This window comes from Pseudoruegeria sp. SHC-113 (assembly GCF_025376885.1).
Taxonomy (GTDB): Bacteria; Pseudomonadota; Alphaproteobacteria; order Rhodobacterales; family Rhodobacteraceae; genus Pseudoruegeria.
The window spans coordinates 209,889-236,371 of record NZ_JAHUBR010000003.1; the positions used below are offsets into that span (position 1 = coordinate 209,889).

Sequence of the window (26,483 nt, forward strand, 5' to 3'; positions counted from 1 at the left end):
AGCAGGTGGGGGCGTGCCGCTGTTTACCGCTCTCAGGCGATTAGAACCACTGCCCCGGCTCCATCAGCCCCAGATCCATCAGCTGCTGGCTGTGCCATTCGAACGGCATGGAGTTGCGCCAGCGGAAATTGTGGATCTCGTAGCGGCTACCCGGATTCTTGCGCAATGCCTTGGCTGTCCGGAAGGAGCAGATGGCGGCGGTGAGATTGTGGTGCCACTGGCAGGCGTAGGTGTTATATTCCTCGTCCGAAAACGTGTGATCCTCGCGCAAGGTGAGCCCGGGCGCGGCGCGAAACAGGCCGATCCTGTCGATCCGGCGGCGCTCAAACGGCACATGCTCCTCAAACCGCCAGCGCAGCCCGCCGAAGAAATCCAACTGCCGCTCCATCGCCTCGCTGTCGCGGCCCCGGAAGCGGCCAAGCGCGTAATAGCCGGAGCGATCCATATAGGCGTCTTCCAGCGACACGGCATCAGGGTGGTCTGCCAGATCGCCCGCGTAGAGATCCACAACATAGCAGAGCATCGCATCGCGGCGCTCTTCGGTGTGGAAGGCCAGCATCTCGGCGACGCTGCGCGTCTCGCTGAAGGGGTAGAACAGGTATTCCGCGTTGAAGCAGTAATACATCCAGATCCCCGGCGCAGCCTTGATCACCGCGTTCACCGCCGTTTGCATGGCGGCGTCGGCATGGGTGTCAAAGCGGATGCGGTGGACGGTTGCCTCAAGCTCAGGCGGCAGCACCAGCTCATCTGGCGCAAAGACGAGCACGGAGGCGAAGCCGATGTTCTGGTGATGTCGGATCGTTGTATCCACCTCGACCAGATCCTCCACGAGGATCATCGCCACCGGCCCCTTGGCCAGCGCCGCCTTGCCGTTGCTCAGAAAATCCTGAAGGTCGCCGTAAAACATGATCGCCCTTTGCCGCTCTGGCCTGTATTTTGAGGCAAACTCCGTTAATTCCCGGTTCAATGCAAGCGTTGCAGCCAAGGGCGCTTTTCTGTAGGAGCGCGGGCTGAACCGGAAAAAACCGCAAGGCCCGTCCCATGTCCGCACCCAAGAAGCTCTACATCAAGACCTATGGCTGCCAGATGAACGTCTACGACAGCGAGCGTATGGCGGAAACGCTGGGCGGCTCGGGCTATGTGACGACGGACAGCCCGGATGATGCGGATATGATCCTGCTCAACACCTGCCACATCCGCGAAAAGGCGGCTGAGAAGATCTACTCGGAGCTGGGCCGCTTCAAGCCGCTGAAGGCAGAGAAGCCGGATCTGAAGATCGGCGTGGCGGGCTGCGTGGCGCAAGCCGAGGGCGAAGAGATCATGAAGCGCCAGCCGATGGTGGATCTCGTGGTAGGGCCACAGAGCTATCACCGCCTGCCCGCGATGGAGGCCAAGGCGCGCGCGGGTGAGAAGGCTTTGGACACCGATTTCCCCGAGGAAGACAAGTTCGAGCACCTGAAAGCGCGCCCCAAGGCGCAGCGCGGGCCGACGGCCTTTCTCACGGTGCAGGAGGGCTGCGACAAGTTCTGTGCCTTCTGCGTGGTGCCCTACACGCGCGGGGCGGAAGTCAGCCGCCCGGCAGAGCGCATTCTGGCGGAGGCGCGCGATCTGGTGGAGCGCGGCGTGCGCGAGATCACACTCCTGGGTCAGAACGTCAACGCCTACCACGGCGTGGGCGAGGGCGGCGACTGGAGCCTCGCACGGCTGATCTGGGCCCTGAACGAGATCGACGGGCTGGCCCGCATCCGCTTCACCACGAGCCACCCCAACGACATGAGCGATGAGCTGATCGCGGCCCATGGGGAGTGCGAAAAACTGATGCCCTACCTGCATTTGCCGGTGCAATCGGGCTCGGACCGCATCCTCAAGGCAATGAACCGCAAGCACACCGCGCAGGATTACCTGCGCCTGATCGAGCGCATTCGCGCCGCGCGGCCCGACATCCTCTTGTCGGGCGATTTCATCGTCGGCTTCCCCGGCGAAACCGATGAGGATTTCGCCGACACGATGGCACTCGTGGAAGAGGTGAAATACGGGCAGGCGTTCTCCTTCAAGTATTCCACCCGCCCCGGCACGCCCGCCGCAGAAAAGCCACAAATCGACGATGATGTCGCCGCATTTCGCCTGCAAGAGCTACAGGCGCTCATCGTGCGGCAACAGCGCGAGGTGCAAGAGTCGATGGTGGGCCGGACGGTCAGGGTGCTCTTCGAGAAGAAGGGCCGATTGGACGGCCAGATGGTGGGTAAATCAGAGTATCTCCACGCGGTGCATGTGCAGGCACCGGAGGTGGCGCGGGGCGAGATCCGCCCGGTGAGAATCACCCGAAGCGAAACCAATTCGCTCGGCGGAGAGCTGCTGGCCTGACCATATCGCTATTTCTGTCGCGGCAACGAATTGGCGCGGCAACGGGCATTGTTGCGAGAGGTTGAGAACAATCCCGGCTGAGCGCCGCGATTGTTTCCTTGCCGTTGATTGACGCAAGGAAAACATTATTCACATACCCCTAAAATTTGCTAAGCTTCCCTATGATTTAAAGGGGGTTCCTGCGCCCACTTCCGCAGTAAGCTCCTGAAACGATTGGCGAAGGACAAGTGACGTGTTTCAACATCTGACCAGACTGGCGGGTGCGCTTGCGGCTGTTGCGGCTCTTGGGGTTGGGGCCCAGGATGTGGCGGCGCAGGAAGCCCGGACCATCGTAGGCAAGAAAAAAGTCCCCACGATCTGGGTTGATCCAGATGGCTGTGAGCATTGGGTCATGGACGACGGCTGGGAAGGCTACATGAGCCCCCACGTGCGCCGCGATGGTACCCCGGTGTGCCGCCAGGTGAACACCTGCGCCGTGATGAACACCGATACGCTCTTTGCAACAGATCGCAGCGCCATCAGCAGCGCGGGCAAGCAGAGCCTTGCGAATTTCTTCCGCGGAGCCGGAGCAACCTCCTACATCATCGTGGGCCATACCGACAGCCGCGCGAGCGACGAATACAACATGCGCCTGTCCGAGCGCCGCGCGAAATCTGTGGCCGCCGTGGCGCAGTCCACGGGCGTGCGCATCGCCGATGTGCGCTGGTATGGCGAGCGTCAGCCGAAAGCCTCCAACAGCACGGCGGCCGGGCGGAAAGAAAACCGCCGCGTCGAAGTTCTGTGCGTTCGCTGAGGGGAGAAACGAGATGAACCTGACAAAAACCGCTCTCCTTCTTGCAATCGCCGGTGGCGTGGCCGCCTGTGACAAGCAGAACCTCGGTGTGGACCGTTTCGTGGACTCGGGCGATCTGTCCAAGCTTGAAGCGGGCATCTGGATCGATCCCAACGGCTGTGATCACTGGATCATCGACGATGGCGCGGAAGGCTATCTTTCCCAGCGTCTGGACAAATACGGCAAGCCGGTCTGCTCCGGCGCGGCCCCGCCCAACACGGCGATCGGCCCCTACAAGCGCGGCACAGATCCAATCTGATCCACGCTCTGCCGGAATTTCGGGCCGCGCCTTCGGGGGCGGCCCTTTTCATTGCGGTTTGTTGAAGTTTGATGCCTTGCGTCTTGCGCGGGGCCGCCGGGGCGTGCACCATGGCCTCACAGGCTTTATCGAACGGAGACGTTTTTGGGCATCAGTGCGCTCACCCCACCGCCGACGTCGGAAGAGGTTCTCGAAACCCTTCTGGAATTCCCTGACAACCGCCTCTTGATCGATTTGTGCGGGGAATTTGACCGAAACCTTGCCCAGATCGAACAACAGCTCTCGGTGCAGATCATTCGCCGTGGCAACCAGCTTGCCCTTATGGGCGAAGCCGACAGCCGCGCCAAGGCGGCCACCGTGCTGGGTGCGCTGTACCAGCGGCTGGAAGCCGGGCGCGAGGTTGAGCCCGGTGACATCGACGGCGAGATCCGCATGGGCGGCTCGGCGGAAGGCACCGGCGTGCGCGATGGCGATCAGCTTGAGATGTTCAAGGGCGGCAAGGTCGAGATCCAGACCCGCAAGAAGCTGATCGAGCCGCGCACCGAGGCCCAGAAGGCCTATGTGCAGGCGCTCTACAACAACGAACTGGCTTTCGGCATTGGCCCCGCCGGCACGGGCAAAACCTATCTCGCCGTCGCCGTGGGCGTGAACATGTTCATCAACGGCCATGTGGACCGCATCATCCTCTCCCGTCCCGCCGTGGAAGCGGGCGAGCGGCTGGGCTTCCTGCCCGGCGCGATGGAGGACAAGGTCGATCCCTACATGCAGCCGCTCTATGACGCGCTGAACGATTTCCTGCCCGGCAAGCAGGTGGAGAAGCTGAAAGAGGAAAAGCGCATCGAGATCGCGCCGCTGGCCTTCATGCGCGGGCGCACGCTGTCCAACGCTTTCGTGGTGCTGGACGAGGCGCAGAACGCCACGACCATGCAGATGAAGATGTTCCTCACCCGTCTTGGCGAGGGCAGCCGCATGGTGATCACCGGCGACCGTTCGCAGGTGGATCTGCCGCGCGGCGTGATGAGCGGCTTGCGCGACGCGGAACGGATCCTTGCGGGCGTGGACAGCATCTCGTTCAACTATTTCACCGCCAAGGACGTGGTGCGCCATCCGCTGGTGGCGAAAATCATCGAAGCCTACGAGGCCGACGAGGAGGGCTGAGCGCCTCCCCGCGCACAGGGTGCCGCAGGCAGGCGATTGCGCTTGCGGTGGCGGGGGTTTCGTGGTTCTGCCGCCGGGATTTGTGATGACCGGGGAGTGCCCTGTTGCAGCTTGATGTGCTGATCGAGGATGAGCGTTGGGACACGGCGGGGCTTGAGGCCATTGCCGAAGCCGCTGCCGTGGCCGTGGCCGGCGTGCTTGCGCTGGACGCCGAGGATTGGGAAGTCAGCCTCATGGGCTGCGATGACACCCGCATCGCCGCGCTCAACACCGAGTTCCGCAGCAAGCCCACCCCCACCAACGTGCTCTCCTGGCCGTCCGAGGAACGCGCGGCCGATACGCCGGGCGGCACGCCCGATCTGCCCGAGGCCGATCTGCCGGGGATGCCCGTCGAGCTTGGAGACATCGCCATCGCCTGGGACACCTGCGCCCGTGAAGCGCAGGAGGCTGGCAAGCCGTTTGAGGCGCATGTGACGCATCTTGTTGTGCACGGCATTCTTCATTTGTTGGGTTATGATCACATAAACGACGCCGATGCCGCCCTTATGGAAGGTCTTGAGGTGCGGATACTTGCGAAACTGGGTCTGCCTGACCCATATTCATCCTAGGGGCCATTGCCCCCCTCATTATGTCTGGAAAGGAAAGATGGGCGACACCACCGACGGGTCTTCTAACGCAGCGCACGGCGCGCAGGAGACCGACACGAGCAGCGACCGCGGGTTTTTTGGCCGTATCATGGACGCGCTCGCCTCCCCCGAAGCAAACGGAACCGAAGCCGAAGGTGCGGCGTCCAATCCCTCCCAGCCCGTGGCTGGCATGGTCAACCTGCGCCGCATGCGGGTGGAAGATGTGGCGATCCCCACAGCCGATATCACCGCCGTGGCCGCCGACATCGGCCTGCCGGAGCTGATCGAGGTCTTCCGCGAAAGCGGCTTCACTCGGCTGCCGGTCTTCGAGAACACGCTCGATACCCCCATCGGCTTCGTGAACCTGAAGGATCTGGCGCTGAAGCATGGCTTCAACGGCGGTGGTGGTGATCTGGATCTGCGCGCCATCGTGCGCCAGCTTCTCTATGTGCCGCCCTCCATGCCCATCGGCGTGTTGCTGCAGAAAATGCAGACCGAACGCATCCACATGGCGCTGGTGATCGACGAATACGGCGGTGTGGATGGGCTCGTGACCATCGAGGATCTGATCGAACAGGTCATCGGGGAGATCGAGGACGAACACGACACCGATGAGGACAAACTCTGGATCGAGGAAAAGCCGGGCCAGTATCTGGTGGAGGCCAAGACCCCGCTGGAGGAGTTCGAGGCCGAGATCAGCCAGAGCCTGACGGATTCGCTGGACGACGAGGAGATCGACACCCTCGGCGGTCTTGTCTTCGTGCTGACCGGGCGCATCCCTGCGCGCGGCGAAGTGGTGGAGCACCCGGACGGACCGGAGTTCGAAGTGGTGGACGCCGATCCGCGCCGCATCAAGCGGCTGCGCGTGCATGTGCCGGGCGCGGAAGGCGCTTAAGCCTTGAGCGAATTGGCGCAGAGGGCCCGCCCCGCCGGGTGGCTGGCGGGCCGTCGCGTCTGTGCCGTGGCGTTTGCAGCGGGCCTTCTGGCCGCCACCGGCCACGCCCCCCTGAACCTCTGGTATTGCGCCTTGCCCGCTCTGGCGGCGGCGCTTCTGTGCCTGCGACGGGCGGAAAGCCTGCGCGGGGCGGCTTGGATCGGCTGGTGGGCCGGGCTCGGCTATGTGGGAGGCACCCATTTCTGGATCGTGCAGCCCTTCTTCGTGGAAGTGGCCCGCCACGGCTGGATGGCTCCCTTCGCGCTGCTGTTCATGGCCGGGGGCATCGCGCTGTTCTGGGCGGCCGCCTATGGCGCAGCCTATGCGCTGGGCCGCACGCCCCGTGCACGGCTGCTCGCGCTCGCCCTCACCATGACGCTGATGGAAGTGGCGCGGGTCTATGTGTTCACCGGGTTTCCATGGGCGGCGGCCAGCATGATCTGGCTGCCCACCCCCGTGGCGCAGCTCGCTGCGCTCGTCGGGCCTTTCGGACTGGCGCTTTTCACCTATGGCCTGCTGGCCCTACCGCTGGCCTTTGCTGGGCGTTCACGGTGGCTTGCGTTGGGTGTGGCGGGGCTGGCTCTGTTCGCCGCATGGGGCTGGGGCGCGGCACGGCTTGCAGCGCCTCTGCCCGATACTGGCCAAACCGTCCGCGTGATCCAGCCCAACGCGCCGCAGCATGAGAAATGGCACCCCGACTACGTGGGCATGTTCTTCCGCAGGCAGCTCATGCTGAGTGCCGAAGGCCCTGAGACGCCCGACGTGGTGGTCTGGCCCGAAACCTCGCTTGCGTGGTGGCTGGATGATTCCGGATCGGCCTTTGACCAAATGGCCTCTGCCGCAGGTGCGCCGCTGATCTTCGGCGCGCAACGCCGGGACGGTGCGCGCTACTACAACAGCCTCGCGGTGCTCTCGCCCGAGGCGCAGCTGCAAGCGGTTTATGACAAGCACCACCTCGTGCCCTTCGGCGAATATGTGCCCTTCGGGGATCTCTTGGCGAAGATCGGCATCCACGGGCTCGCGGCCAATGAGGGCGGCGGCTACAGCGCCGGGCCGGGCGCGCAGGTGCTGGATCTCGGCCCCCTTGGCCGGGTGCTGCCGCTGATCTGCTACGAGGCGATCTTTGCCCGCGATGTGGCGGCTGCGCCGGAGCGGGCGGACTGGATCGTGCAGATCACCAATGACGCGTGGTTCGGTGAGCTGGCCATGCCCTACCAGCATCTCGACCAATCCCGCATGCGGGCCATCGAGCAGGGGCTGCCGCTCGTGCGGGCGGCCAACACAGGTGTCTCCGCCGTGATGGACGCCAAGGGCCGGATCAAAGCCGCGCTGCCGATGGGGCAGGCCGGGGCGCTTGATGCCGCGCTGCCCGCCCCTTTGCCGCCCACGGCCTATGCGCGTATGGGCAACCTGCCCGTTTTCGCTCTGCTGGCTGTGCTTTTCCTGTCAGCCCTCGCCCTGCGCCTTCGCAAGCCGGATTGACCCTGCCGCGCGCAGGCGGTATCGCCTGTTGATCTTGCTGCCACAACGGCTTCCTGGCGTGGCAGGTTACCCCCAATGGAGCGCCTTCATGTCCCGCAATTCCTATACGTTCACCTCTGAATCCGTTTCCGAGGGCCACCCCGACAAGGTCTGTGACCGGATTTCGGACGCCGTTCTGGACGCCTTTCTCGCCGAAGAACCCGAAGCCCGCGTTGCCTGTGAGACCTTCGCCACCACCGATCGCGTGGTGATCGGCGGTGAGGTGGGCCTGAGCGATCAGGACAAGCTGAAAGAATACATGGGCCGGATCGACGCCATCGCGCGCGATTGCATCCGCGACATCGGCTACGAGCAGGACAAGTTCCACTGGGAAACGGTGGAAATCACCAACCTGCTGCACGAGCAATCCGCCCATATCGCGCAAGGGGTGGATGCCTCTGCCGAGAAGGATGAAGGCGCGGGCGATCAGGGCATCATGTTCGGCTACGCCACCGATGAAACGCCCGAGTTGATGCCGGCCCCGATCCTCTACGCCCACGCCATGCTGCGCCGCCTTGCCGAGGTGCGCAAGAATGGCACCGAGCCCTACCTCGGGCCGGATGCGAAATCCCAGCTCTCGGTGCGCTACGTGGACGGAAAGCCCGTGGAGGTGACCTCTGTTGTGCTTTCCACCCAGCACCTGAAAGAGGATCTGAGCAGCGCCGATGTGCGCGCCATCGTGGAGCCCTATATCCGCGAAACCCTGCCAGAAGGCTGGCTGACGCCGAAGACCGTCTGGCACGTGAACCCGACGGGCAAATTCGTGATCGGCGGCCCGGATGGCGACGCCGGTCTGACCGGGCGCAAGATCATCGTGGACACCTACGGCGGGGCCGCGCCTCACGGCGGCGGTGCCTTCTCCGGCAAGGATCCGACCAAGGTGGACCGCTCTGCCGCCTATGCCGCGCGCTATCTGGCGAAGAACGTGGTGGCTGCCGGGCTTGGCAAACGCTGCACGGTGCAGCTTTCCTACGCCATCGGCGTGGCCGAGCCGCAATCGATCTACGTGGACACCCACGGCACGGGCGAAGTGGATGATGGGGCCATCGAGGCTGCCATCGGGCAGGTGATGAGCCTCACCCCGCGCGGCATCCGCACCCATCTGCAGCTGAACAAGCCGATCTACCAGCGCACGGCGGCCTATGGCCACTTCGGCCGCGCGCCTGAGGCTGATGGCGGTTTCAGCTGGGAAAAAACCGATCTGGTCGATGTGCTGAAAGGCGCGCTCTGAGGCGGGCCTTACGTCGGGCCTTCGCCACTGACAAAATTCGGCCGCGTTGCCCCGCCGGGCAGCGCGGCCCTTTCGTTTTCGATGCATGGCCATCGCGGGATCCGCGCATCGCGCCCCGGCGAATTGTTCCCTGCCGCCACGATAGGGCTGGTGCTTTGCGTTCCTGCGGCTAACCTCCCTTCCAAATCAGGGGAGGACTGAAATGCTGATCGACGTGGGCCTGCCGCTATCGCTGGCCATCATCATGTTTTCACTGGGCTTTGGCCTGACGTTTGCCGATTTCGGTCGGGTGCTGACAATGCCCAAGGCGGTGCTCATCGGCATGCTGGGCCAGATGGCTCTGGTGCCGCTGGCGGCTTTCCTGTTGTTGCAGGTGTTTGAGATGCCGCCCGCCTTTGCCTTCGGCGTGATGCTGTTGAGCTTTAGTCCCGGCGGGGTGACGTCGAACATGCTCACCAAGATGGGCGGCGGTAACGTGGCGCTGTCGATCACGCTGACGGCGGTTGTCAGCCTGCTCGCGGTGCTGACGATGCCGCTCCTTGTGGCCTGGGCGGCTGGCGCTTTCCTGGGCGAGGCCGGCCCCGAGATCGACGTGACCTCGATTGCCATCACCATGTTCGCCATCACCGCCGTGCCGGTGCTTCTGGGCCTTTTGCTGCGCCATGTCGCGCCGGGGCTGGCGGAGCGCGGCGAGGGCCTGCTGTCGCGCGTGGCGCTCGTGCTTTTCGTGCTGGTGGTCGTCGGGGCGCTGGCGGCGAACTGGGATCTGTTCGTCAGCAACGTGGGCCATCTCGCGCCGCTATTGGTGGTGCTGAACCTCGTGCTGCTGGCCGCAGGGCTTCTGCTGGCGCGGCTGCTGGGGCTCACGGGCGCGGATGCGCGCTGTATCTCGGTTGAGATGGGGGTGCAGAACGCCACCGTCGCGATCACCGTGGCCGGGCTGATCGCCGGTCAGGCGGGGATCGGCGAGTTCGCGATCCCGGCGGCGGTCTATGGCATCATCATGTATCTGGTGACGATCCCGGCGCTCTACGGCTTGCGCGCGCTGACCCCGCAAACTTGACGGCAGCGGCGGAAGGGTGCAAACGGCGGGCCACGTTTGAAAGCGGGGTTTTCCATGTCTGACGACACGCAGCATCCTTCCGGCGCGCCGTGGCGCAACTTCTACGGCCGGTTCCGCGGCAAGACGCTGCGCGACAGCCAGAAGACCTATCTCGACGAAGATCTCGCCGCGCTCTCGCCGGGGGCCGTGGGCTGGGAGGAAAACCCCGACCGCACACCGCTGGACCTGAAGCAGGTGTTTCCGGACAAGGAAGAGATCTGGCTCGAGGTCGGCTTTGGTGGCGGCGAGCATATGGTGCATCAGGCGGCGCTGAACCCGAACGTGGGTTTCATCGGCTGCGAGCCTTTCATCAACGGCGTGGCGATGCTTCTGGGCAAGATCCGCAGCGCCGAAGTGGAGAACGTGAAGGTGCACCCCGGCGACGTGCGCGACATGTTCGACGTGCTGCCCGAGGCCAGCATCTCCCGCGCGTTTCTGCTTTACCCGGACCCCTGGCCCAAGAAACGCCACCACCGCCGCCGCTTCGTGACGCCCGATCACCTTGACCCGCTCGCCCGCGTTCTGAAGCCCGGCGCGATCTTCCGGGTGGCGACGGACATTCCCGACTACGTGCGCCAGACGCTGGAGCAGGTCGCCACGCGGCCCGACTTCGAATGGCTGGCCGAGGGGCCAGAGGATTGGCGCAAGCCCTGGGGCGACTGGATCTCGACCCGCTACGAGCAGAAGGCCCTGCGCGAAGGGCGCACGCCCCATTACCTGACCTTCCGCAGGCTCTGAGGGCAGGGCCGGGGCTCTGCCCCGGACCCCGGGATATTTTCAGAACAATGTGGGCGCGGTGGCGCTGCGGGATGCTATCATGGCGGTATTTCTGATGAAGGAATGACCGTCTATGGCGAAATTTCGCATGATCAATTGCCACGTGCATACGTTCACAACCGCCCATTCGCCGAAGTATTACCCGGCCAAGGCGGTCTACCTGTTCCGCGTGTTTCCATGGCTCGTGCAGGTGCTGCGCTGGCTGGTGGGGCTGGTGCGGGGCGGCGCGCTCTACGATTGGCTCGTGCGGATGGAGAATTTCCACCGCACCGGCGGGCGCACGAGCCAGCTTGAGGTCTTCAAGGAGGTGGTGCGCTATTATCCGCGCGAGACGCGGTTTGTTGTCTTGCCGATGGATATGGCGCTGATCGGCCATGGCCCGGTTGAGGAGGACATCGCGGCGCAGCATGACGGGCTGGCGGCGCTGGCGCGTGACTCCGTTTACGGCGCGCAGGTGATCCCCTTTGCGACCGTCTTTCCCGACCGGCCCGGCGCGTTTGCGGAGTTGCGTCGTTGTGTGGAGGAGCATGGGTTTCGCGGGGTGAAGCTTTATCCGAAGCTCGGCTTTCACCCCAACCACCCGGTGCTGCGCGATGAGGTCTACCCGTTCTGCCTGGAGCACAACCTGCCTATCCTCTCCCATTGCTCGCGCGGGGGCGTGCGCGGCAAGGCGATCGGTCAGCGGCTGGCGGATGAATACACGAGCCCCGAGGCCTACCTGCCGGTGATGGCGAAATACCCCGATCTGCGGATTTGCCTGGCCCATTTCGGCGGCGACACCGACTGGCGCGCCTATCTCTGCGACGGCATCGATCCCCATGTTCCAAAGGCGCGCAAGGAGAATTGGGTGACGCTGATTTCCGACATGATCGAAAGCGGCGACTTCCCGAACCTTTACACCGATATTTCCTACACGATCTTCAAGTTCGACGATTACGCGCCGCTGCTGTCGCTGCTGCTGGAGAAACCCGGCCTCGCGGAGAAGGTGCTGTTTGGGTCGGATTTCTACATGACCCGGCAGGAGGCGCTTTCGGAGCGCGCGGTTTCGATCCGGCTACGCAAGGTTCTGGGGGAGGCGATGTTTGCCAGGATCGCCAGCGAGAACCCGGAGCGCTGGCTGGGCTACGTGCCGTAGGTGGCGCGCGCAGAAGGGCAGTGGACCGGCCCCGGCGGTTGCGCTATCAGGTGCGGGATTTTCTGAACGCGAAGGATAGAAGATGTCCGGCCACGGCACGCCCATTCCGATGACCTCCCGCAAGTGCGGCCCCCTGAAAGGCGAGGCGCGCGTGCCTGGGGACAAGTCGATCTCGCACCGCTCGCTGATCCTTGGCGCGCTGGCCGTTGGCGAGACGCAGATCTCGGGGCTGCTCGAGGGTGAGGACGTGCTGGACACAGCTAAAGCCATGCGCGCCTTCGGGGCGGAGGTCGTGGATCATGGCGGCGGCAACTGGAGCGTGCACGGCGTGGGCGTGGGTGGTTTTGCCGAGCCCGAGAACGTGATCGATTGCGGCAACTCCGGTACCGGCGTGCGGCTGATCATGGGGGCGATGGCGACGACGCCGATCACCGCGACCTTCACCGGCGATGCCTCGCTGAACAAGCGCCCGATGGCGCGGGTGACGGACCCGATCGCGCTTTTTGGCGCGCAGAGCTATGGCCGCTCTGGCGGCCGTCTGCCGATGACGATTGTGGGCGCGCAGAGCCCTGTGCCAGTCACCTACACCACGCCGATGCCCTCGGCGCAGGTGAAATCTGCCGTGCTGCTGGCGGGGCTCAACGCGCCGGGCCAGACCGTGGTGATCGAGGCCGAGGCCACGCGCGATCACACCGAGCGGATGCTGGCGGGTTTCGGCGCGGAGATCACCGTGGAAGACGTGCCCGAGGGCCGCAAGATCACGCTCACCGGCCAGCCCGAGCTGAAGCCGCAGGTAATCGCCGTGCCGCGCGATCCGTCTTCTGCCGCCTTCCCCGTCTGCGCCGCGCTGATCGTGGAAGGCTCTGACGTGCTGGTGCCGAACATTGGGCTTAACCCGACCCGCGCCGGGCTCTTCACCACGCTGCGCGAGATGGGCGCGGATCTGACCTATGAGAACGAGCGCGAAGAGGGCGGCGAGCCCGTGGCCGATCTGCGCGCGAAGTTCTCGCCCGATATGATGGGCATCGACGTGGATCCGGCCCGCGCGGCCAGCATGATCGACGAATACCCGATCCTCTCGATCGTCGCGGCTTTCGCGCAGGGCGACACGGTGATGAAGGGCGTGAAGGAGCTCCGCGTGAAGGAGAGCGACCGGATCGACGCCATGGCCAAGGGCCTGCGCGCCTGTGGCGTGGAGGTCGAAGAGGGCGAGGACTGGTGGATCGTGAAGGGGCGCGGCCACGGCAATGTGCCCGGCGGCGCGACCTGCGAAAGCCATCTGGATCACCGCATCGCCATGAGCTTCATGTGCCTTGGCATGGCCGCGGAAAAGCCGGTGAGCGTGGATGATGGCTCGCCCATCGCCACCTCTTTCCCGATCTTCGAGCCGCTGATGGCCGAGCTTGGCGCGCAGATCGTGCGCAATAACGGTTAATCGGCCAGCTTTGCGCCGGCGTTTTGAAGGGCTGCCAATTGGGCGGCCCTTTTCTTTTGCTGCGCGAACAGCACGAGCGAGGGGGCAAGCGTGATCTGGTAGCCGCGCTTAAGGGCGGCCAGCGTGGTGGCGCGCACGCAGTGTTCGCCGTCCAGCCCGGTGATGTCGAGCGTGGCGATGCCCTCCAGCGCTTCTGAGAGCGCTGTGCCGGAGAAGCCGTCCTGCCAGTGTTTGGTGACGATCACGTCGGCGCGGCGGGCGATTTCGGGGTGCACTTCGGTGTCGGGCTGCCCGGCAAGCCCGGCACCGCCGCCCAAGAGCCGAGCGATCACGGCACCACTGCCGCGCCATTCCTGTTTCAGCGCGATGATCCTTGTGCCTGCTTCCGCCGCGTCGATATGCGCCAGAAGGTTTTGGAGCATAAGTTCCGCCTCGGCGTCCTCATAGGCGCCGGAGGCGAGGAAGGCCGGTTGCATGTCAACCACGAGGATGGCCTTGCCCGTGGCCTCTGCCGGGATTTGCGGGCCGGTGCTGACACGGCGGATGCGCCAGACGGTGGTTGCGAACCAGAGCAACAGGGCGAGGGCGGCGAGGCTCAGCCAGATCATCGGGTGTTTTCCTCTTTGAAGGCGGCCAGCACCTGTTCGGTGATACGCAGGGCGGTTTGGATGTCCTCCGCCGGGAGGGTCTCTGCGATCCGCGCCAGAAGCGCCTGTTCGCGCGCGCGGACGGATTCGATCAGCGCCGTGCCCTCCTCGGTGAGGTGGAAGAGCGGGGAGCGTTTGCTGGCGGGGTTGGGGCGGGCCTCGGCGAAGCGCGCGGCCGCCACCTCGTTGACCATCAGCTGCACGTACTGCCGCTGGATCTCCAGATGGCGGGCGATGGTGGGCACGGTCGAAGGGCCAAGATCGTGGAGCGCTTCCAGCACGGCACGCATCCGCACGGTGAGCCCGGCAGGCAGGGCGGCGGCAACGGCTTTCTCGACTTCCTGATGCAGGGGGCGGGAGAGCCAGACGAGGCAGTAGAGGGGATCGGTGGTAGCTATCATGACAATAGAAGTGTCATAATGACATGTATAATGTCAATATTGAGAGTGGCGCCTGCCGGGATCAGGGCTTAGGGAACAAGGAGCGCAGTTCAGGGGATGAGGAAAGCCCATGCAGTTCACCGTGGCAATCGACGGGCCGGCAGCGGCTGGCAAGGGCACGATCTCCAAGGCCGTGGCGGCGCATTTCGGCTTCGCGCATCTGGACACAGGGCTTCTGTATCGCGCCACCGGACGGCGGGTTCTGGACGGCGACACGCCGCTTGAAGCCGCGCAGGCCCTACGCCCTGAAGATCTGGCGCGTGACGATCTGCGCACCGGCGGGGTGGCCGAAGCCGCAAGCAAGGTTGCCGTGGTTCCCGAGGTGCGCGCCGCGCTGGTGGACTTCCAGCGCAGCTTTGCGCGCCGGGACGGGGGCGCGGTGCTGGACGGGCGTGACATCGGCACGGTGATCTGCCCCGCTGCAGAAGTGAAGCTCTTCGTCACGGCCTCGGCCGAAGTGCGCGCGGCACGGCGGTTTGAAGAGCTGAAGCTCACCGATCCGGCGCTGACGCTGGCGCAGGTGCTGGCCGATGTGCGCGTGCGGGATGAACGCGACTCCTCTCGTGCGGAAGCCCCGCTGAAACCGGCGCAAGATGCCATCCTGCTCGACACTTCGGATCTGAGCATCGAGGCCGCCGTTGCGCAGGCCATTGCCCAAGTAAGCGCCGCTTTGCCGGGCTGATCCGGCCGCGCCCGGCTCGAAAGCTGCCCCGGGGTTGCGATTTCGCGCGCGCTGTGATTGTTACGTTATAACATTACAAGCGCGAGGCTTCCCCATGACCGATTCCCGTCTGCCCGTTACCGTTCTGTCCGGCTTCCTCGGTGCCGGAAAAACCACGCTGCTGAACCACGTGCTCAACAACCGCGAGGGGCGCAAGGTCGCCGTGATCGTGAACGACATGAGCGAGGTGAACATCGACGCCGATCTCGTGCGCGACGGCGCAGAGCTTTCGCGCACCGACGAAAAGCTCGTGGAAATGACGAACGGCTGCATCTGCTGCACCCTGCGCGACGATCTGTTGCTGGAAGTGCGGCGGCTGGCCGATGAGGGGCGGTTTGACTCGCTGCTGATCGAAAGCACCGGCATTGCCGAGCCGCTCCCCGTGGCGGCGACCTTCGATTTCCGCGATGAGGCGGGGCAGAGCCTTTCGGATGTGGCGCGGCTGGATACAATGGTCACCGTGGTGGATGCGGTGAACCTGCTGAAGGATTTCAGCAGCCATGATTTTCTGGGCGACCGCGGCGAATCCCTCGGCCCCGAAGATGACCGCACGCTGGTCACCCTGCTTACCGAGCAGATTGAATTTGCCGATGTGATCGTGCTGAACAAGGTCACTGATGCGGGGCCGGCACAGGCGCAGGCGGCGCTGATGATCATCAAGGCGCTAAACCCGGATGCCCGCGTGATCCAGACGGATCATTCCGTGGTGGGCACCGGTGATATCCTCGACACCGGCCTGTTCGATTTCTACAAGGCGCAGGAGCACCCGCTCTGGGCCAAGGAGCTTTATGGCTTTGCGCATCATGTGCCGGAGACGGAGGAATACGGGATTTCCTCCTTCGTCTACCGCGCCCGCGCGCCCTTTGATCCGGTGAAGATCGAGCGCCTGCTCAACGGCGATCTGCCCGGCGTGATCCGCGCCAAAGGGCATTTCTGGCTTGCGACACGGCCCGATTGGGCGGTGGAGTTCTCGCTCGCCGGGGCGATTTCCTCGCTCAAGCCGTTGGGGCGCTGGTGGGCGGCCGTGCCGGAGCCCCACTGGCCCACGCACCCCGAGGCACAGGCCGAGCGGCTGAGCAATTGGGACGAGGCCTTCGGCGATCGCCGTCAGGAGCTTGTGTTCATCGGGGCCAGCCTCGATGAGCCTTCCTTGCGGGCCCGACTCGATGCCTGCCTCGTGGAGGCCGACAGTTTTGAGCCCGCGCGCTGGGCCGGAATGGCCGATCCCTTCCCCGGCTGGGGCCGGGAGGTGGCCTGAGATGGCATGTCGCAATCTCGCCTCCACCCTGCCGCGCCGCCGCCGGTCGGTTGACCCGATGCGCGCCTATGATGCGCTGCCCGCCGAACTGCGCGGCTGGCTGGCAGAGGCGGCCCTGCCGTGGTCGGCGCATTCGGCGCAGCGGATCTGGAAACAGGCCGTCGCGCGTGGCGGGCCTTCGGAAGCGCTGGCGGCCTTGCAACGCGCCGAGGCGGCAGCACTGGCGCGGGACGCCGCGCGCAGCCTTTAAGGCTTCGGCGCAATCCACTCCATGGCTCGATAGGGCAAGCCCTCTTTCTCGTAGGGATCCCCAAAGGGGGCAAACCCGCGTTTGGCGTAGAAGCCAAGCGCGGTGGCCCGGCCCGAAAGCCAGACGCGCTTATGGCCCGCCGCCACCGCGCGCCGGAGCGCTTCGCCAAAGAGCGCGCCGCCGCAGCCCTTGCCTTGCGCGTCCGGCAGAGTGGCAAACTTGCGGATCCGCGCGCTGTCGCCATCGTCGTAGAGGGAAATCACGCTCACCATCCGTTCCCCTAGAAAGCCCCCCAGATGCAGGGCCTCGGCGTCGTTCTCCACCTTGCTGAAGCTGCGCGGATGATCGGGCCAGAGCACCGCCTGACGGATGTCGAGCGTCGCTTCTGCGCTGATCTCGGCGATGTGGAAAGGGGCAGGGGGCATCGGGGGGCTCCGGCACATGAGGCAAAAGGGGGGCTTTGGCTGCGCTGATAGCGCAATCACTTCCGTTGCGCCAAGTCATCAAGGGGTTTGCCGGGCCGGCCCCCTTGCCAGCAGGGGCGATTCCCCCTATATCCCGCTTGTCCAAAAGGGCGGTCAACGCCACAGACACAACGAGCAGGGCCGGGCAACCACCGGCCCTTGTTGTTTGTGGGGTGTCCATCAGCGGACCAACTGAAACCGAAAAGACCGGCGGAGACAACCGCGCGGCCAGCTAAAACACTAGTAAAGGAAACCTGAGACCACATGGCTCAAAACGCATCCATGGAGGAATTCGAAGCCCTCCTCGCAGAAAGCTTCGAGATCGACACCCCGGACGAAGGTTCGGTTGTCAAAGGCAAGGTTCTGGCGATCGAAGCCGGCCAAGCCATCATCGACGTCGGCTACAAAATGGAAGGCCGCGTTGATCTGAAAGAATTCGCAAACCCCGGTGAAGCCCCTGAAATCGCTGTTGGCGACGAAGTGGAAGTGTATCTCGACCGCGTCGAGAACGCCCGTGGCGAAGCTGTCATTTCCCGTGACAAAGCCCGCCGCGAAGAAGCCTGGGATCGCCTCGAAAAAGCCTATGCTGACGAAGAGCGCGTTGAAGGCGCCATCTTCGGCCGCGTCAAAGGCGGCTTCACCGTTGATCTCGGCGGCGCCGTGGCCTTCCTGCCCGGCTCCCAAGTCGACGTGCGCCCCGTGCGCGACGCCGGCCCGCTCATGGGCCTCAAGCAGCCGTTCCAGATCCTCAAGATGGACCGTCGCCGTGGCAACATCGTTGTCTCCCGTCGCGCGATCCTCGAAGAGTCCCGCGCCGAGCAGCGCGCCGAAGTCATCGGCAAGCTGTCTGAAGGCGATGCGGTTGACGGCGTGGTCAAGAACATCACCGAATACGGTGCCTTCGTTGACCTCGGCGGCGTAGACGGCCTGCTGCACGTGACCGACATGGCCTGGCGCCGTGTGAACCACCCCTCCGAGATCCTCTCGATCGGCGAGACGGTGAAGGTTCAGGTCATCAAGATCAACAAAGAGACCCACCGTATCTCCCTCGGCATGAAACAGCTGCAGGACGATCCGTGGAACGCAGTTGAAGCCAAGTACCCGCTGGAGAGCACGCACACTGGCCGCGTGACCAACATCACCGATTACGGCGCCTTCGTGGAGCTGGAGCCGGGCGTTGAAGGCCTCGTGCACGTGTCCGAAATGTCCTGGACGAAGAAAAACGTCCACCCGGGCAAAATCGTCTCCACCTCCCAGGAAGTGGAAGTCATGGTTCTCGAGATCGACACCGCGAAACGCCGCGTGTCCCTCGGTCTCAAGCAGACCATGCGCAACCCGTGGGAAGTTTTCGCAGAGACGCACCCGGTCGGCACCGAGGTCGAAGGCGAAGTCAAGAACATCACCGAATTCGGTCTGTTCATCGGCCTCGACAACGACATCGACGGCATGGTTCACCTCTCCGACCTGACCTGGGAAGGCCGTGGCGAAGACGTGATCGGCGACTACCGCAAAGGCGACATGGTGAAAGCCGTTGTCACCGAGGTGGACGTGGAGAAAGAGCGTATCTCGCTTTCCGTGAAAGCTCTGGAAGGTGATCCCTTCGCCGAAGCCGTGAACGGCGTGAAGCGTGGCGCGATCATCACCGTGGAAGTGACCGCAATCGAAGATGGCGGCATCGAGGTCTCCTACGACGGCATGAAATCCTTCATCCGCCGTTCCGACCTCTCCCGCGACCGTGCCGAGCAGCGCCCCGAGCGCTTCGGCGTTGGCGACAAGGTGGACGTTCGCGTCACCAACATCGACAGCAAGTCGCGCCGTCTGGGCCTCTCCATCAAGGCCCGCGAGATCGCAGAAGAGAAAGAGGCCGTCGAACAATACGGTTCCTCCGACTCCGGCGCTTCGCTCGGCGATATCCTTGGTGCCGCTCTGAAGGGCGACAACTAAGGCCATCCGGCACTGACATGATCTTCGAAACGGCCCTGCGAAAGCGGGGCCGTTTTGCGTTTGGCGGGGCCGAATCATGGGCGACGCTGGGGCAGGCTGCGCGGCACGCAGCAGGCACAAAGCGCCCGCGCGAGCAGCAATCCGCCCAGACTTCGCTGGTTTCGTGAAAGAAATTGGGCGCTTAGCCCAAAGCCGGTGTTTGTCGGTGCGGTTTTTCCGCGTATAGTCGGCTCTACCGGCGCGCAGGCTGCAGCGCGCCGCCGCAGGGCTTCCAAGGAGGGGGACGCATGATCCGTTCGGAACTGATCCAGAAAATCGCGGACGAAAACCCGCATCTCTATCAGCGCGATGTGGAGCGGATCGTGAACACGATCTTCGAAGAGATCATCGACGCCATGTCGCGGGGGGACCGGGTCGAGCTGCGCGGATTTGGCGCGTTTTCCGTCAAGAAACGGGATGCTCGTATCGGACGGAACCCGCGCACGGGGGATTCGGTCGAGGTGGAAGAGAAACACGTTCCCTTCTTCAAGACAGGCAAACTGCTGCGCGACCGTCTGAACGGAAAAGCCTGAGCCTCATGCGCTACATCAAGTATGCTTTCTACGCGATCCTTGCGATCTGTCTGGTGTCGATTGCCGTTGCCAACCGCACGGTGGTGACGCTGCATCTACTCACCGATGATATTGCCGGCCTTCTGGGCATCCAGGCCACGATCGACCTGCCGCTTTACCTGATCGTCTTCGGCGGCATCGCAGCCGGTCTTCTGATCGGCTTCGTCTGGGAATGGTTCCGCGAACACAAGCACCGCGCCGAAGCCGCGCGGGAAAAGCGGGAAAAGGCCCAGCTTGCGCGCGAAGTGGATCGCCTGCGCGACACCAAAGCCAAGCCCGAGGATGACGTTCTGGCCCTGCTGGAGAACGGCAAACCCGCAAACTGAGGGCAGCATGTCCGTCAAGGTCAAGATCTGCGGGCTGCGGGATGCAGCCAATATCGCCGCCGCCGCCGAGGCTGGCGCGGCCTATGTCGGCTTTGTCTTCTTCGCGAAATCCCCGCGCAACGTGAGCCTCGCCGAAGCGTCGGAGCTGGCGGCAACCGTGCCTGCGGGCGTCAAACGCGTGGCGCTGACGGTGAACGCGGAGGATGCTTTCCTCGCCGATCTCGTGGCACAGGTGCCGCTGGAGATGCTGCAGCTTCATGGCAGCGAAAGCCCCGCGCGCGTGGCCGAGGTGCGCAGCCGCTTCGGTCTTCCGGTGATGAAGGCCATCGGCATCGCCGAGGCCGGGGATCTGGCAAAGATCGCCCCCTACGAGGCCGTGGCCGACCAGATCCTTGTGGACGCAAAGCCGCCCAAGGGGGCTGATCTGCCCGGCGGCAATGGCGCGACCTTCGACTGGGATCTGATTGCCGGGCGGCCATGGCAGACGCCATGGATGCTTGCGGGCGGGCTGACTGAGGCCAATGTGGCGGACGCCATCCGGCGCACGGGGGCCACGCAGGTGGATCTGTCATCGGCGGTGGAAAGCGCCCCTGGCGTGAAAGATCCCACACTGATCCGGCGCTTTTTGCAGGCCGCGCAGCAATAGCCGCATTTCGCACTGGCGCTCGCTTTACCCGGTGCCATATTGCCGTTAAACCCGGCTGGGATCTGACAGGAGTAGGCGCAATGGCGGACGATCTTTTCAACAGCTTCATGAACGGCCCCGATGAAAACGGCCGCTTCGGCGATTTCGGCGGACGCTTCGTCTCCGAAACCCTCATGCCGCTGATCCTCGATCTGGAAGCCGAATACGAAAACGCCAAGACGGACGAAAGCTTCTGGGCCGAGATGGACGATCTCTGGACCCATTACGTCGGCCGCCCGAGCCCGCTCTACTACGCCGAGCGGATGACGGAAGCTCTTGGCGGCGCGAAGATCTATCTCAAGCGCGATGAGCTGAACCACACCGGCGCCCATAAGATCAACAACGTGCTGGGCCAGATCCTGCTTGCCCGCCGCATGGGCAAAACCCGCATCATCGCCGAAACAGGCGCAGGCCAACATGGCGTGGCCACGGCCACCGTCTGCGCGCGCTTCGGCCTGAAATGCGTCGTCTACATGGGCGCGCATGATGTGGAGCGTCAGGCCCCCAACGTCTTCCGCATGCGCCTGCTGGGTGCCGAAGTCGTGCCCGTCACCTCGGGCCGCGGCACCCTGAAGGACGCCATGAACGACGCGCTGCGCGATTGGGTCACCAACGTGCGCGACACCTTCTACTGCATCGGCACCGTGGCCGGCCCGCACCCCTATCCGGCAATGGTGCGCGATTTCCAGGCCATTATCGGCAAGGAAACCCGCGAACAGCTGCAGGCCCACGAAGGCGAAGGCCGCCTGCCCGACACGATCATCGCCGCCATCGGTGGCGGGTCCAACGCCATGGGGCTCTTCTACCCCTTCCTCGATGATCCGAGCGTCAACATCATCGGCGTCGAGGCCGGCGGCAAGGGCGTGAACGAGAAGATGGAGCACTGCGCCTCTCTCACCGGTGGCCGTCCCGGCGTGCTGCACGGCAACCGCACCTACCTGCTGCAGGACGACGACGGCCAGATCCTCGAAGGCTTCTCGATCTCGGCGGGCCTCGATTACCCGGGCATCGGCCCGGAGCACAGCTGGCTGCACGATATCGGCCGCGCGCAATATGTCTCGATCACCGATGCCGAAGCGCTGGAGGCCTTCCAGTTCTGCTGCACACAGGAAGGCATCATCCCCGCGCTGGAGCCCTCCCACGCACTGGCCCATGTGATCAAGATCGCGCCCACGCTGCCCAAGGATCACATCATCGTCATGAACATGTGCGGCCGGGGTGACAAGGATATCTTCACCGTCGCCAAAGCCCTTGGCTTCGGGATGGAAGCCAAGGATTAAGGCGCACCCGCCGTTTCATCTTGGCCGAAATATCCCCGCCGGAGGCAGGAAAGGCGCCCGCAAGGGCGCCGTTTTCTTTTTTTGGCCCCCCGCTCCCCGCTCCAGCGCATAAACCCCGGTTTATGCCCCTGTTCCGTCGGTTTAGACGGCCCGAACTAAACCGCAGGGCCATGGCCGGGCGGTACGTTCTGCGCTCCTCTTGCGACACCGGCACCCAAGCGTGCCGTCCCATAGCAAAAGGACGACCCCATGAAACGCGCACTGACCCTCACCACCGCTCTCGTCTTTCTCGGCGGCGCCGCATCGGCCGACACCCTGCGGGATCGCGTGGTCCGCGATCTGGCCCAGCAGGGCTACGAGCGGATCGAAATCACCCGCAGCCTGACCCAGATCACCTTCGAGGCCACACGGGGCGATGAAACGGTCGAATATGTCTACAACCGGCTGACGGGCGATCTCATCCGCGACGATCAGGACGAGGAAGAGGAAGGCTTCCGCATCGCCGGGCTCGACCGCGACGACGATGAGGACGATGATCGTGAAGATGATCGTGATGACGATCATGATGATGACGATCGTGAGGATGACGACGACACCGATGACCGCGACGACGATGACAATGATGACGACGACAACGACGATGATGACGACGACGATGGGGATGACGGCGACGACTGACGCCCTAGATACCCCAACAGACTGATCGGCCCGGGCCCCTGTCGTCCCACAGGGGCCCGGCGCATGGGAGAGACATACATGCATCTGTTCAAGCGCAGCCTGATCGTGCTCGCTTTCGCCTTCATGGCCTCCACGGGTCAGGCCAGCGGTGTGGTGGATCGCATCACGAGCCAGCTGCAGGACATGGGCTACAATCGCATCGCCGTCAGCCGCACCCTGCTTGGCCGCACCCGTATTGTTGCGACAGCGCCGGGCAAGGAGCGCGAGATCATCCTCAACCCATCCACGGGCGAGATCCTGCGCGATCACATCCGCAACGCCGAGCGCAGCCGCCTGATCGCGCCGGACGGCAGCAGCTCGGGCAGTTCTGGCAGCAGTGGCGGTGGGTCCGGGAGCTCTGGCAGCTCCGGTGGCGGGGCCTCTAGTGGAAGCTCCGGGGGCAGCTCTGGGGGCACTTCAGGCGGCAGCTCTGGCGGCGGGTCTGGCGGTGGCGGTGATGACCGGGACGACGATGATGAGGATGACGACGACGATCGCGGCGGGGATCGCGGCGATGACTGAGCCATCGCGCCTTTCGGTGCCAAAGGCTTCCCGGCTATGACGCGGGGCGTGGTCCTGATCGCGCTTGTCCTGCTGCAGGCGGCTTGTGCCGTCTTCTTTGTTGGCGAATCCGCCGTGGATCTCCTCGGCGCGCGCAGCGAGCCGATCAGCTGGCGGACCCGCGAATTCATGGAAATCGGCGCAGCCCTCGGCCTTCTGCTCGGCATGGGGCTCGGCTGGATCGCCTTCCGGGAGGTCTGGACGCGCGGCCGCCGGGCCGAAAGCCAGCTGCGGCTGGCCTCGGGTGCCTTTCAGGAGGTGCTGGAGGAGCGCTTCCGCGATTGGCGCCTCACACCGGCCGAACGGGACGTCGCCCTGCTGTCGATCAAAGGCTTCAGCACGGCCGAAATCGCCGCCGCCCGCGCCACCTCGGAAGGCACGGTGAAGGCGCAAACCAATGCGATCTACCGCAAGGCCGGCGTCACCGGGCGTCCGCAACTGCTGACCGGGTTCATCGAGGATCTGATGGGCGAGGGGCTGGCGCTGCAATCGAAGGATCAGGCCCCATCGCGCAAAAGCGTTTCGGAGTGAGCTTGTACCGCTTCTGCGCGGCCTCTCCCTTCGGTCGAACACGAAAAGCGATGGACGGTGCGTTGGGATAAACTCGAAACGCTCCAAACTTCATCTTGGCCAAAATATCCCCGCCGGAGGCAAGAAAGGCGCCCGCAAGGGCGCCGTTTTAAGCCGGACGCGCATCCTCTGCGTGGGCGGTCAGCACATCGAGCGGCACGATCTCCAGCGCCTTCGCATGGGTCGCCGTCAGCTTCACTTGCGGCCCGCAACCCTCCTGCGCGGCCTGCAGGAAACGCCCGGCGCAGAGGCACCAGTGATCGCCGGGCTTCAGCCCGACAAACCCGAACTCGGGCCGGGGCGTCGACAGATCGTTGCCCACGTATTTCGAGAAGGCGAGAAATTCCGCCGTCATCACCGCGCAGACGGTGTGAGAGCCCGCATCCCGCGCACTGGTGTTGCAGTGGCAATCGCGGAAGAAGCCCGTCACCGGCTCGGACGAGCAGGGGATCAGCGGTTCGCCGAAGATGTTGACGGACGGGTCCATATCCATTGCGCGTCTCCCGGTTGGATGCCCGGAAGACGCTAGCGGCCTCAGCCCACAAGGCAAGGGGGCTGGGCGTTCAGAGCGCAGCCGCGATGGCACGGAACATGGCGATGTTTGCGTCGCTGACGCCTTCGCCGCGAAAGCCCCTGTCGGCGGCGTTGGAGGCGATCACCACCCCGAGGCGTGTGTTGAAATAGATGTATTGCCCATAGACTCCTTGCGCGAGGAACTCGCCGGGCTCGGCATTCTTGGGCAGCCACCACTGGAAGCCATAGCCCATGCCGCCGTCTTCCTTGGGCGCGCTGGCCGCCGTGGAGGCCGCGAGCCAGGCCTGCGGCACCACCTGCACGCCGCCGTAGGAACCGCCCTGCAGCACCATCTGGCCGAAGCGGGCGTAATCGCGGGTGCGCTGGTTCAGCCCGCCCAGCACGAAGGCCACGCTTTCCCCGTCGGTCACGTAATAGGGGCTCTGCTCCAACCCCAGCGGCGCGATGACCTTCTCGCTCAGCAGTTCAGCCACCGAGCGCCCCGTCGCGCCCCGGATCACCATGCCGATCACATGGGTGTCGATCGAGACATACTGCCATGTCTCGCCCGGCGCGGCGAAGCTTTCGGTCAGGCCACGGGTGAAATCATCCAGCGATTGCCCCAGCGCGATGGCACGGCCCATCTGGTTGATGTCGGAATTGGGGTCGAGGTAATCCTCGTCAAACACCACGCCGCTGGCCATGTTCAGCACGTTGCGGATGCTGGCCCCCTCATAGGCTGTGCCCGCAAGACTGGGCACATATTGGGTGACGGGATCTTCGATCGAGCCAATCGCGCCTTCGTCCAGCAGCACGCCGAGCAGGGCGGAGAGATAGCTTTTTGCCACGCTCCACGAAATCCGGCGATCCTCTTCCGTGGTGCCCTGATAGTAGGCCTCGTGCCGGATCTCGCCGTTCTTCAGGGCCACGATGGCCGTCACGGTGCGGGCCTGTACCCAGTCCTCATAGCCGCCCGGCATCGCGGCCTCGGCCCCACGGGGCAGATCGCTCACCGGGCCGTCGCCGCGCGGCACCTCGACATGGAGGAAGGCACGATCCATGTTGGAGAAATTGCCGACGATCTTTTCCTCGGAGAACAGCGAATTCACCGCGAGCAGGCGGGTGATTTCCTCGCGTTTCCAGATGCCGATGATGGCCGCAGCCAGCACGGCGGCCAGAAGCACGAAACCAAGGCCCTTGAGCAATCTTTTCATGATGTCCTCCCTTTGGCCGCAAGGAAGCACGGCGGGCGCGGCCCGGCAAACATGACGCAGCGGCAAGGGGAGGGCGGTTAGCGGAACTTGTCCACAAGCTTTTGCAGCGGTGAGCGCGCGTCGCTTTCGGCCGGAGTTCCCGGCGTGGGGTGCGCGGGTTTTTCGGCCTTGGGCGCAGGGGCGGGCTTTCCCTCGCGCGCCTTGTTCTGTGGCGGGTTCACTCGCAGGGCCACGGCATTCATAAAGCGCCCTGCATCGCCCTTGGCCAGATCGGCGGCCCCGTCGGAGACACCGCGCAGCACGTCGTCGAGCCAGTCCTGTTCCGCCTTGGCGAAATCGCGCAGCACATAGGCGGAGACGGCGTTCTTGTTGCCCGGGTGGCCGATGCCCATGCGCACGCGGCGGTAGGCTTCGCCGATGTGCTGGTGGATCGAGCGCAGCCCGTTGTGGCCCGCATGGCCGCCGCCGGTTTTCACCTTCAGCCGGCCAGGCGCGAGATCGAGCTCGTCGTGGAACACCGTCACATCCGCCGGGGTGAGCTTGTAAAAGCGCATCGCCTCGCCGACCGATTGGCCCGAGAGGTTCATGAAGGTTTCGGGCTTGAGCAGCACGACCTTCTCGCTGCCCAGCCGCCCTTCGCTGACCGATCCCTGGAACTTGCCGCGCCACGGCGCAAAGCCGTGATCCTCGGCGATCCGGTCCAGCGCCATGAAGCCGATGTTGTGGCGGTTTGCGGCGTATTTCGCCCCGGGATTGCCGAGGCCAACGAAGATCTGCATGGGCTGCTCCGGTGTGGGCGGTTGCGTGATCTTGTCCTAGCGGTGCGGCCCCGGTGCCGCAAGGGCGGCGCGCGCAAGGCAGCGGGCAAAGAAAAACGCGGAAGGTGGGCACCTTCCGCGTTCTTTTGG

Annotated in this window: 30 protein-coding genes and 1 riboswitch; of the genes, 23 read left to right on the forward strand and 7 right to left on the reverse strand. The window is 64.5% G+C overall.

Going from position 1 to position 26,483, the window contains the following annotated elements:
* Window positions 1–40 precede the first annotated feature (40 nt).
* Complete coding sequence (locus KVX96_RS17230; protein ID WP_261196008.1) at window positions 41–907, reverse strand: hypothetical protein; 867 nt, start codon at window positions 905–907, stop codon at window positions 41–43.
* Window positions 908–1,041: 134 nt separating this feature from the next.
* Here KVX96_RS17230 and miaB point away from each other — a divergent pair, with 134 nt between their 5' ends.
* The 12 genes from miaB (at window position 1,042) to aroA (ending at window position 13,374) form a co-directional block, all read left to right on the forward strand.
* Window positions 1,042–2,364, forward strand: coding sequence for a tRNA (N6-isopentenyl adenosine(37)-C2)-methylthiotransferase MiaB (gene miaB, locus KVX96_RS17235; protein ID WP_261196009.1), 1,323 nt, complete (start codon window positions 1,042–1,044; stop codon window positions 2,362–2,364).
* Window positions 2,365–2,596: 232 nt separating this feature from the next.
* A complete protein-coding gene (locus KVX96_RS17240; RefSeq protein WP_409977137.1) occupies window positions 2,597–3,157 on the forward strand; it encodes an OmpA family protein in 561 nt (186 codons plus the stop codon).
* Between the two features lie 13 nt (window positions 3,158–3,170).
* Complete coding sequence (locus tag KVX96_RS17245) at window positions 3,171–3,455, forward strand: hypothetical protein (RefSeq protein ID WP_261196010.1); 285 nt, start codon at window positions 3,171–3,173, stop codon at window positions 3,453–3,455.
* 144 nt (window positions 3,456–3,599) lie between these two features.
* Window positions 3,600–4,613 carry a PhoH family protein gene (locus KVX96_RS17250; protein ID WP_261196011.1) on the forward strand — a complete coding sequence of 338 codons (1,014 nt, stop codon included), beginning with the start codon at window positions 3,600–3,602 and terminating at the stop codon, window positions 4,611–4,613.
* A 104-nt stretch (window positions 4,614–4,717) separates the two neighbouring features.
* On the forward strand, window positions 4,718–5,221 hold the full coding sequence (gene ybeY / locus KVX96_RS17255) for an rRNA maturation RNase YbeY (protein WP_261196012.1): 504 nt from the start codon (window positions 4,718–4,720) through the stop codon (window positions 5,219–5,221).
* A gap of 37 nt (window positions 5,222–5,258) precedes the next feature.
* Window positions 5,259–6,134, forward strand: coding sequence for a hemolysin family protein (locus KVX96_RS17260; RefSeq protein WP_261196013.1), 876 nt, complete (start codon window positions 5,259–5,261; stop codon window positions 6,132–6,134).
* Window positions 6,135–6,137: 3 nt separating this feature from the next.
* Window positions 6,138–7,655: an apolipoprotein N-acyltransferase gene (gene lnt, locus KVX96_RS17265; RefSeq protein ID WP_314733142.1), complete on the forward strand. Its 1,518-nt coding sequence runs from the start codon at window positions 6,138–6,140 to the stop codon at window positions 7,653–7,655.
* A 34-nt stretch (window positions 7,656–7,689) separates the two neighbouring features.
* Window positions 7,690–7,738, forward strand: a riboswitch (SAM-SAH riboswitch).
* 5 nt (window positions 7,739–7,743) lie between these two features.
* On the forward strand, window positions 7,744–8,925 hold the full coding sequence (gene metK / locus KVX96_RS17270) for a methionine adenosyltransferase (RefSeq protein WP_261196014.1): 1,182 nt from the start codon (window positions 7,744–7,746) through the stop codon (window positions 8,923–8,925).
* 163 nt (window positions 8,926–9,088) lie between these two features.
* Complete coding sequence (locus KVX96_RS17275) at window positions 9,089–9,988, forward strand: bile acid:sodium symporter family protein (RefSeq protein ID WP_261196064.1); 900 nt, start codon at window positions 9,089–9,091, stop codon at window positions 9,986–9,988.
* Window positions 9,989–10,042: 54 nt separating this feature from the next.
* Window positions 10,043–10,765: a tRNA (guanosine(46)-N7)-methyltransferase TrmB gene (gene trmB, locus KVX96_RS17280; protein ID WP_261196015.1), complete on the forward strand. Its 723-nt coding sequence runs from the start codon at window positions 10,043–10,045 to the stop codon at window positions 10,763–10,765.
* Window positions 10,766–10,877: 112 nt separating this feature from the next.
* Window positions 10,878–11,939 (forward strand): amidohydrolase family protein, encoded by a 1,062-nt coding sequence (locus KVX96_RS17285; protein WP_261196016.1) that lies wholly within the window; start codon window positions 10,878–10,880, stop codon window positions 11,937–11,939.
* Window positions 11,940–12,021: 82 nt separating this feature from the next.
* Entirely contained in the window at window positions 12,022–13,374 is a 1,353-nt protein-coding gene (gene aroA, locus KVX96_RS17290) for a 3-phosphoshikimate 1-carboxyvinyltransferase (RefSeq protein ID WP_261196017.1), read from the forward strand.
* On the opposite strand, the gene KVX96_RS17295 is transcribed toward aroA, so the two are convergent.
* Entirely contained in the window at window positions 13,371–13,982 is a 612-nt protein-coding gene (locus KVX96_RS17295; RefSeq protein ID WP_261196018.1) for an isochorismatase family cysteine hydrolase, read from the reverse strand. The two genes, aroA and KVX96_RS17295, sit on opposite strands and share 4 nt — an antisense overlap.
* Window positions 13,979–14,422, reverse strand: coding sequence for a MarR family winged helix-turn-helix transcriptional regulator (locus tag KVX96_RS17300; RefSeq protein WP_261196019.1), 444 nt, complete (start codon window positions 14,420–14,422; stop codon window positions 13,979–13,981). The genes KVX96_RS17295 and KVX96_RS17300 overlap by 4 nt, the downstream gene beginning before the upstream one ends.
* A gap of 109 nt (window positions 14,423–14,531) precedes the next feature.
* Here KVX96_RS17300 and KVX96_RS17305 point away from each other — a divergent pair, with 109 nt between their 5' ends.
* The 3 genes from KVX96_RS17305 to KVX96_RS17315 all read left to right on the forward strand — a co-directional run bounded on the left by KVX96_RS17305 (window position 14,532) and on the right by KVX96_RS17315 (window position 16,690).
* A complete protein-coding gene (locus KVX96_RS17305; protein WP_261196020.1) occupies window positions 14,532–15,143 on the forward strand; it encodes a (d)CMP kinase in 612 nt (203 codons plus the stop codon).
* 94 nt (window positions 15,144–15,237) lie between these two features.
* A complete protein-coding gene (locus KVX96_RS17310) occupies window positions 15,238–16,440 on the forward strand; it encodes a GTP-binding protein (protein WP_261196022.1) in 1,203 nt (400 codons plus the stop codon).
* 1 nt (window position 16,441) lies between these two features.
* Window positions 16,442–16,690 carry a DUF6525 family protein gene (locus KVX96_RS17315; RefSeq protein WP_261196023.1) on the forward strand — a complete coding sequence of 83 codons (249 nt, stop codon included), beginning with the start codon at window positions 16,442–16,444 and terminating at the stop codon, window positions 16,688–16,690.
* On the opposite strand, the gene KVX96_RS17320 is transcribed toward KVX96_RS17315, so the two are convergent.
* Window positions 16,687–17,115: a GNAT family N-acetyltransferase gene (locus KVX96_RS17320; protein WP_261196024.1), complete on the reverse strand. Its 429-nt coding sequence runs from the start codon at window positions 17,113–17,115 to the stop codon at window positions 16,687–16,689. The genes KVX96_RS17315 and KVX96_RS17320 overlap by 4 nt on opposite strands.
* A gap of 303 nt (window positions 17,116–17,418) precedes the next feature.
* Here KVX96_RS17320 and rpsA point away from each other — a divergent pair, with 303 nt between their 5' ends.
* The 8 genes from rpsA (at window position 17,419) to KVX96_RS17360 (ending at window position 23,809) form a co-directional block, all read left to right on the forward strand.
* The gene (gene rpsA, locus KVX96_RS17325; protein WP_261196026.1) at window positions 17,419–19,098 is read left to right on the forward strand and encodes a 30S ribosomal protein S1; all 1,680 of its coding nucleotides are present in this window, start codon (window positions 17,419–17,421) and stop codon (window positions 19,096–19,098) included.
* Window positions 19,099–19,385: 287 nt separating this feature from the next.
* Window positions 19,386–19,670, forward strand: coding sequence for an integration host factor subunit beta (gene ihfB / locus KVX96_RS17330; protein ID WP_261196028.1), 285 nt, complete (start codon window positions 19,386–19,388; stop codon window positions 19,668–19,670).
* A gap of 5 nt (window positions 19,671–19,675) precedes the next feature.
* Entirely contained in the window at window positions 19,676–20,035 is a 360-nt protein-coding gene (locus KVX96_RS17335; RefSeq protein WP_261196029.1) for a LapA family protein, read from the forward strand.
* A 7-nt stretch (window positions 20,036–20,042) separates the two neighbouring features.
* On the forward strand, window positions 20,043–20,681 hold the full coding sequence (locus tag KVX96_RS17340; RefSeq protein ID WP_261196030.1) for a phosphoribosylanthranilate isomerase: 639 nt from the start codon (window positions 20,043–20,045) through the stop codon (window positions 20,679–20,681).
* 80 nt (window positions 20,682–20,761) lie between these two features.
* Window positions 20,762–22,000, forward strand: coding sequence for a tryptophan synthase subunit beta (trpB, locus tag KVX96_RS17345; protein ID WP_261196031.1), 1,239 nt, complete (start codon window positions 20,762–20,764; stop codon window positions 21,998–22,000).
* Between the two features lie 249 nt (window positions 22,001–22,249).
* Window positions 22,250–22,678 (forward strand): PepSY domain-containing protein, encoded by a 429-nt coding sequence (locus KVX96_RS17350; RefSeq protein ID WP_261196032.1) that lies wholly within the window; start codon window positions 22,250–22,252, stop codon window positions 22,676–22,678.
* Window positions 22,679–22,741: 63 nt separating this feature from the next.
* Window positions 22,742–23,239, forward strand: coding sequence for a hypothetical protein (locus tag KVX96_RS17355; protein ID WP_261196033.1), 498 nt, complete (start codon window positions 22,742–22,744; stop codon window positions 23,237–23,239).
* 36 nt (window positions 23,240–23,275) lie between these two features.
* A complete protein-coding gene (locus KVX96_RS17360; RefSeq protein ID WP_261196034.1) occupies window positions 23,276–23,809 on the forward strand; it encodes a helix-turn-helix transcriptional regulator in 534 nt (177 codons plus the stop codon).
* A 148-nt stretch (window positions 23,810–23,957) separates the two neighbouring features.
* On the opposite strand, the gene KVX96_RS17365 is transcribed toward KVX96_RS17360, so the two are convergent.
* The 3 genes from KVX96_RS17365 to pth form a co-directional block, all read right to left on the reverse strand.
* Entirely contained in the window at window positions 23,958–24,341 is a 384-nt protein-coding gene (locus KVX96_RS17365) for a DUF2237 family protein (RefSeq protein ID WP_261196035.1), read from the reverse strand.
* 70 nt (window positions 24,342–24,411) lie between these two features.
* Window positions 24,412–25,575: a serine hydrolase domain-containing protein gene (locus KVX96_RS17370; protein ID WP_261196036.1), complete on the reverse strand. Its 1,164-nt coding sequence runs from the start codon at window positions 25,573–25,575 to the stop codon at window positions 24,412–24,414.
* A gap of 77 nt (window positions 25,576–25,652) precedes the next feature.
* Window positions 25,653–26,354: an aminoacyl-tRNA hydrolase gene (pth, locus tag KVX96_RS17375; RefSeq protein ID WP_261196037.1), complete on the reverse strand. Its 702-nt coding sequence runs from the start codon at window positions 26,352–26,354 to the stop codon at window positions 25,653–25,655.
* Between the last annotated feature and the right edge of the window lie 129 nt (window positions 26,355–26,483).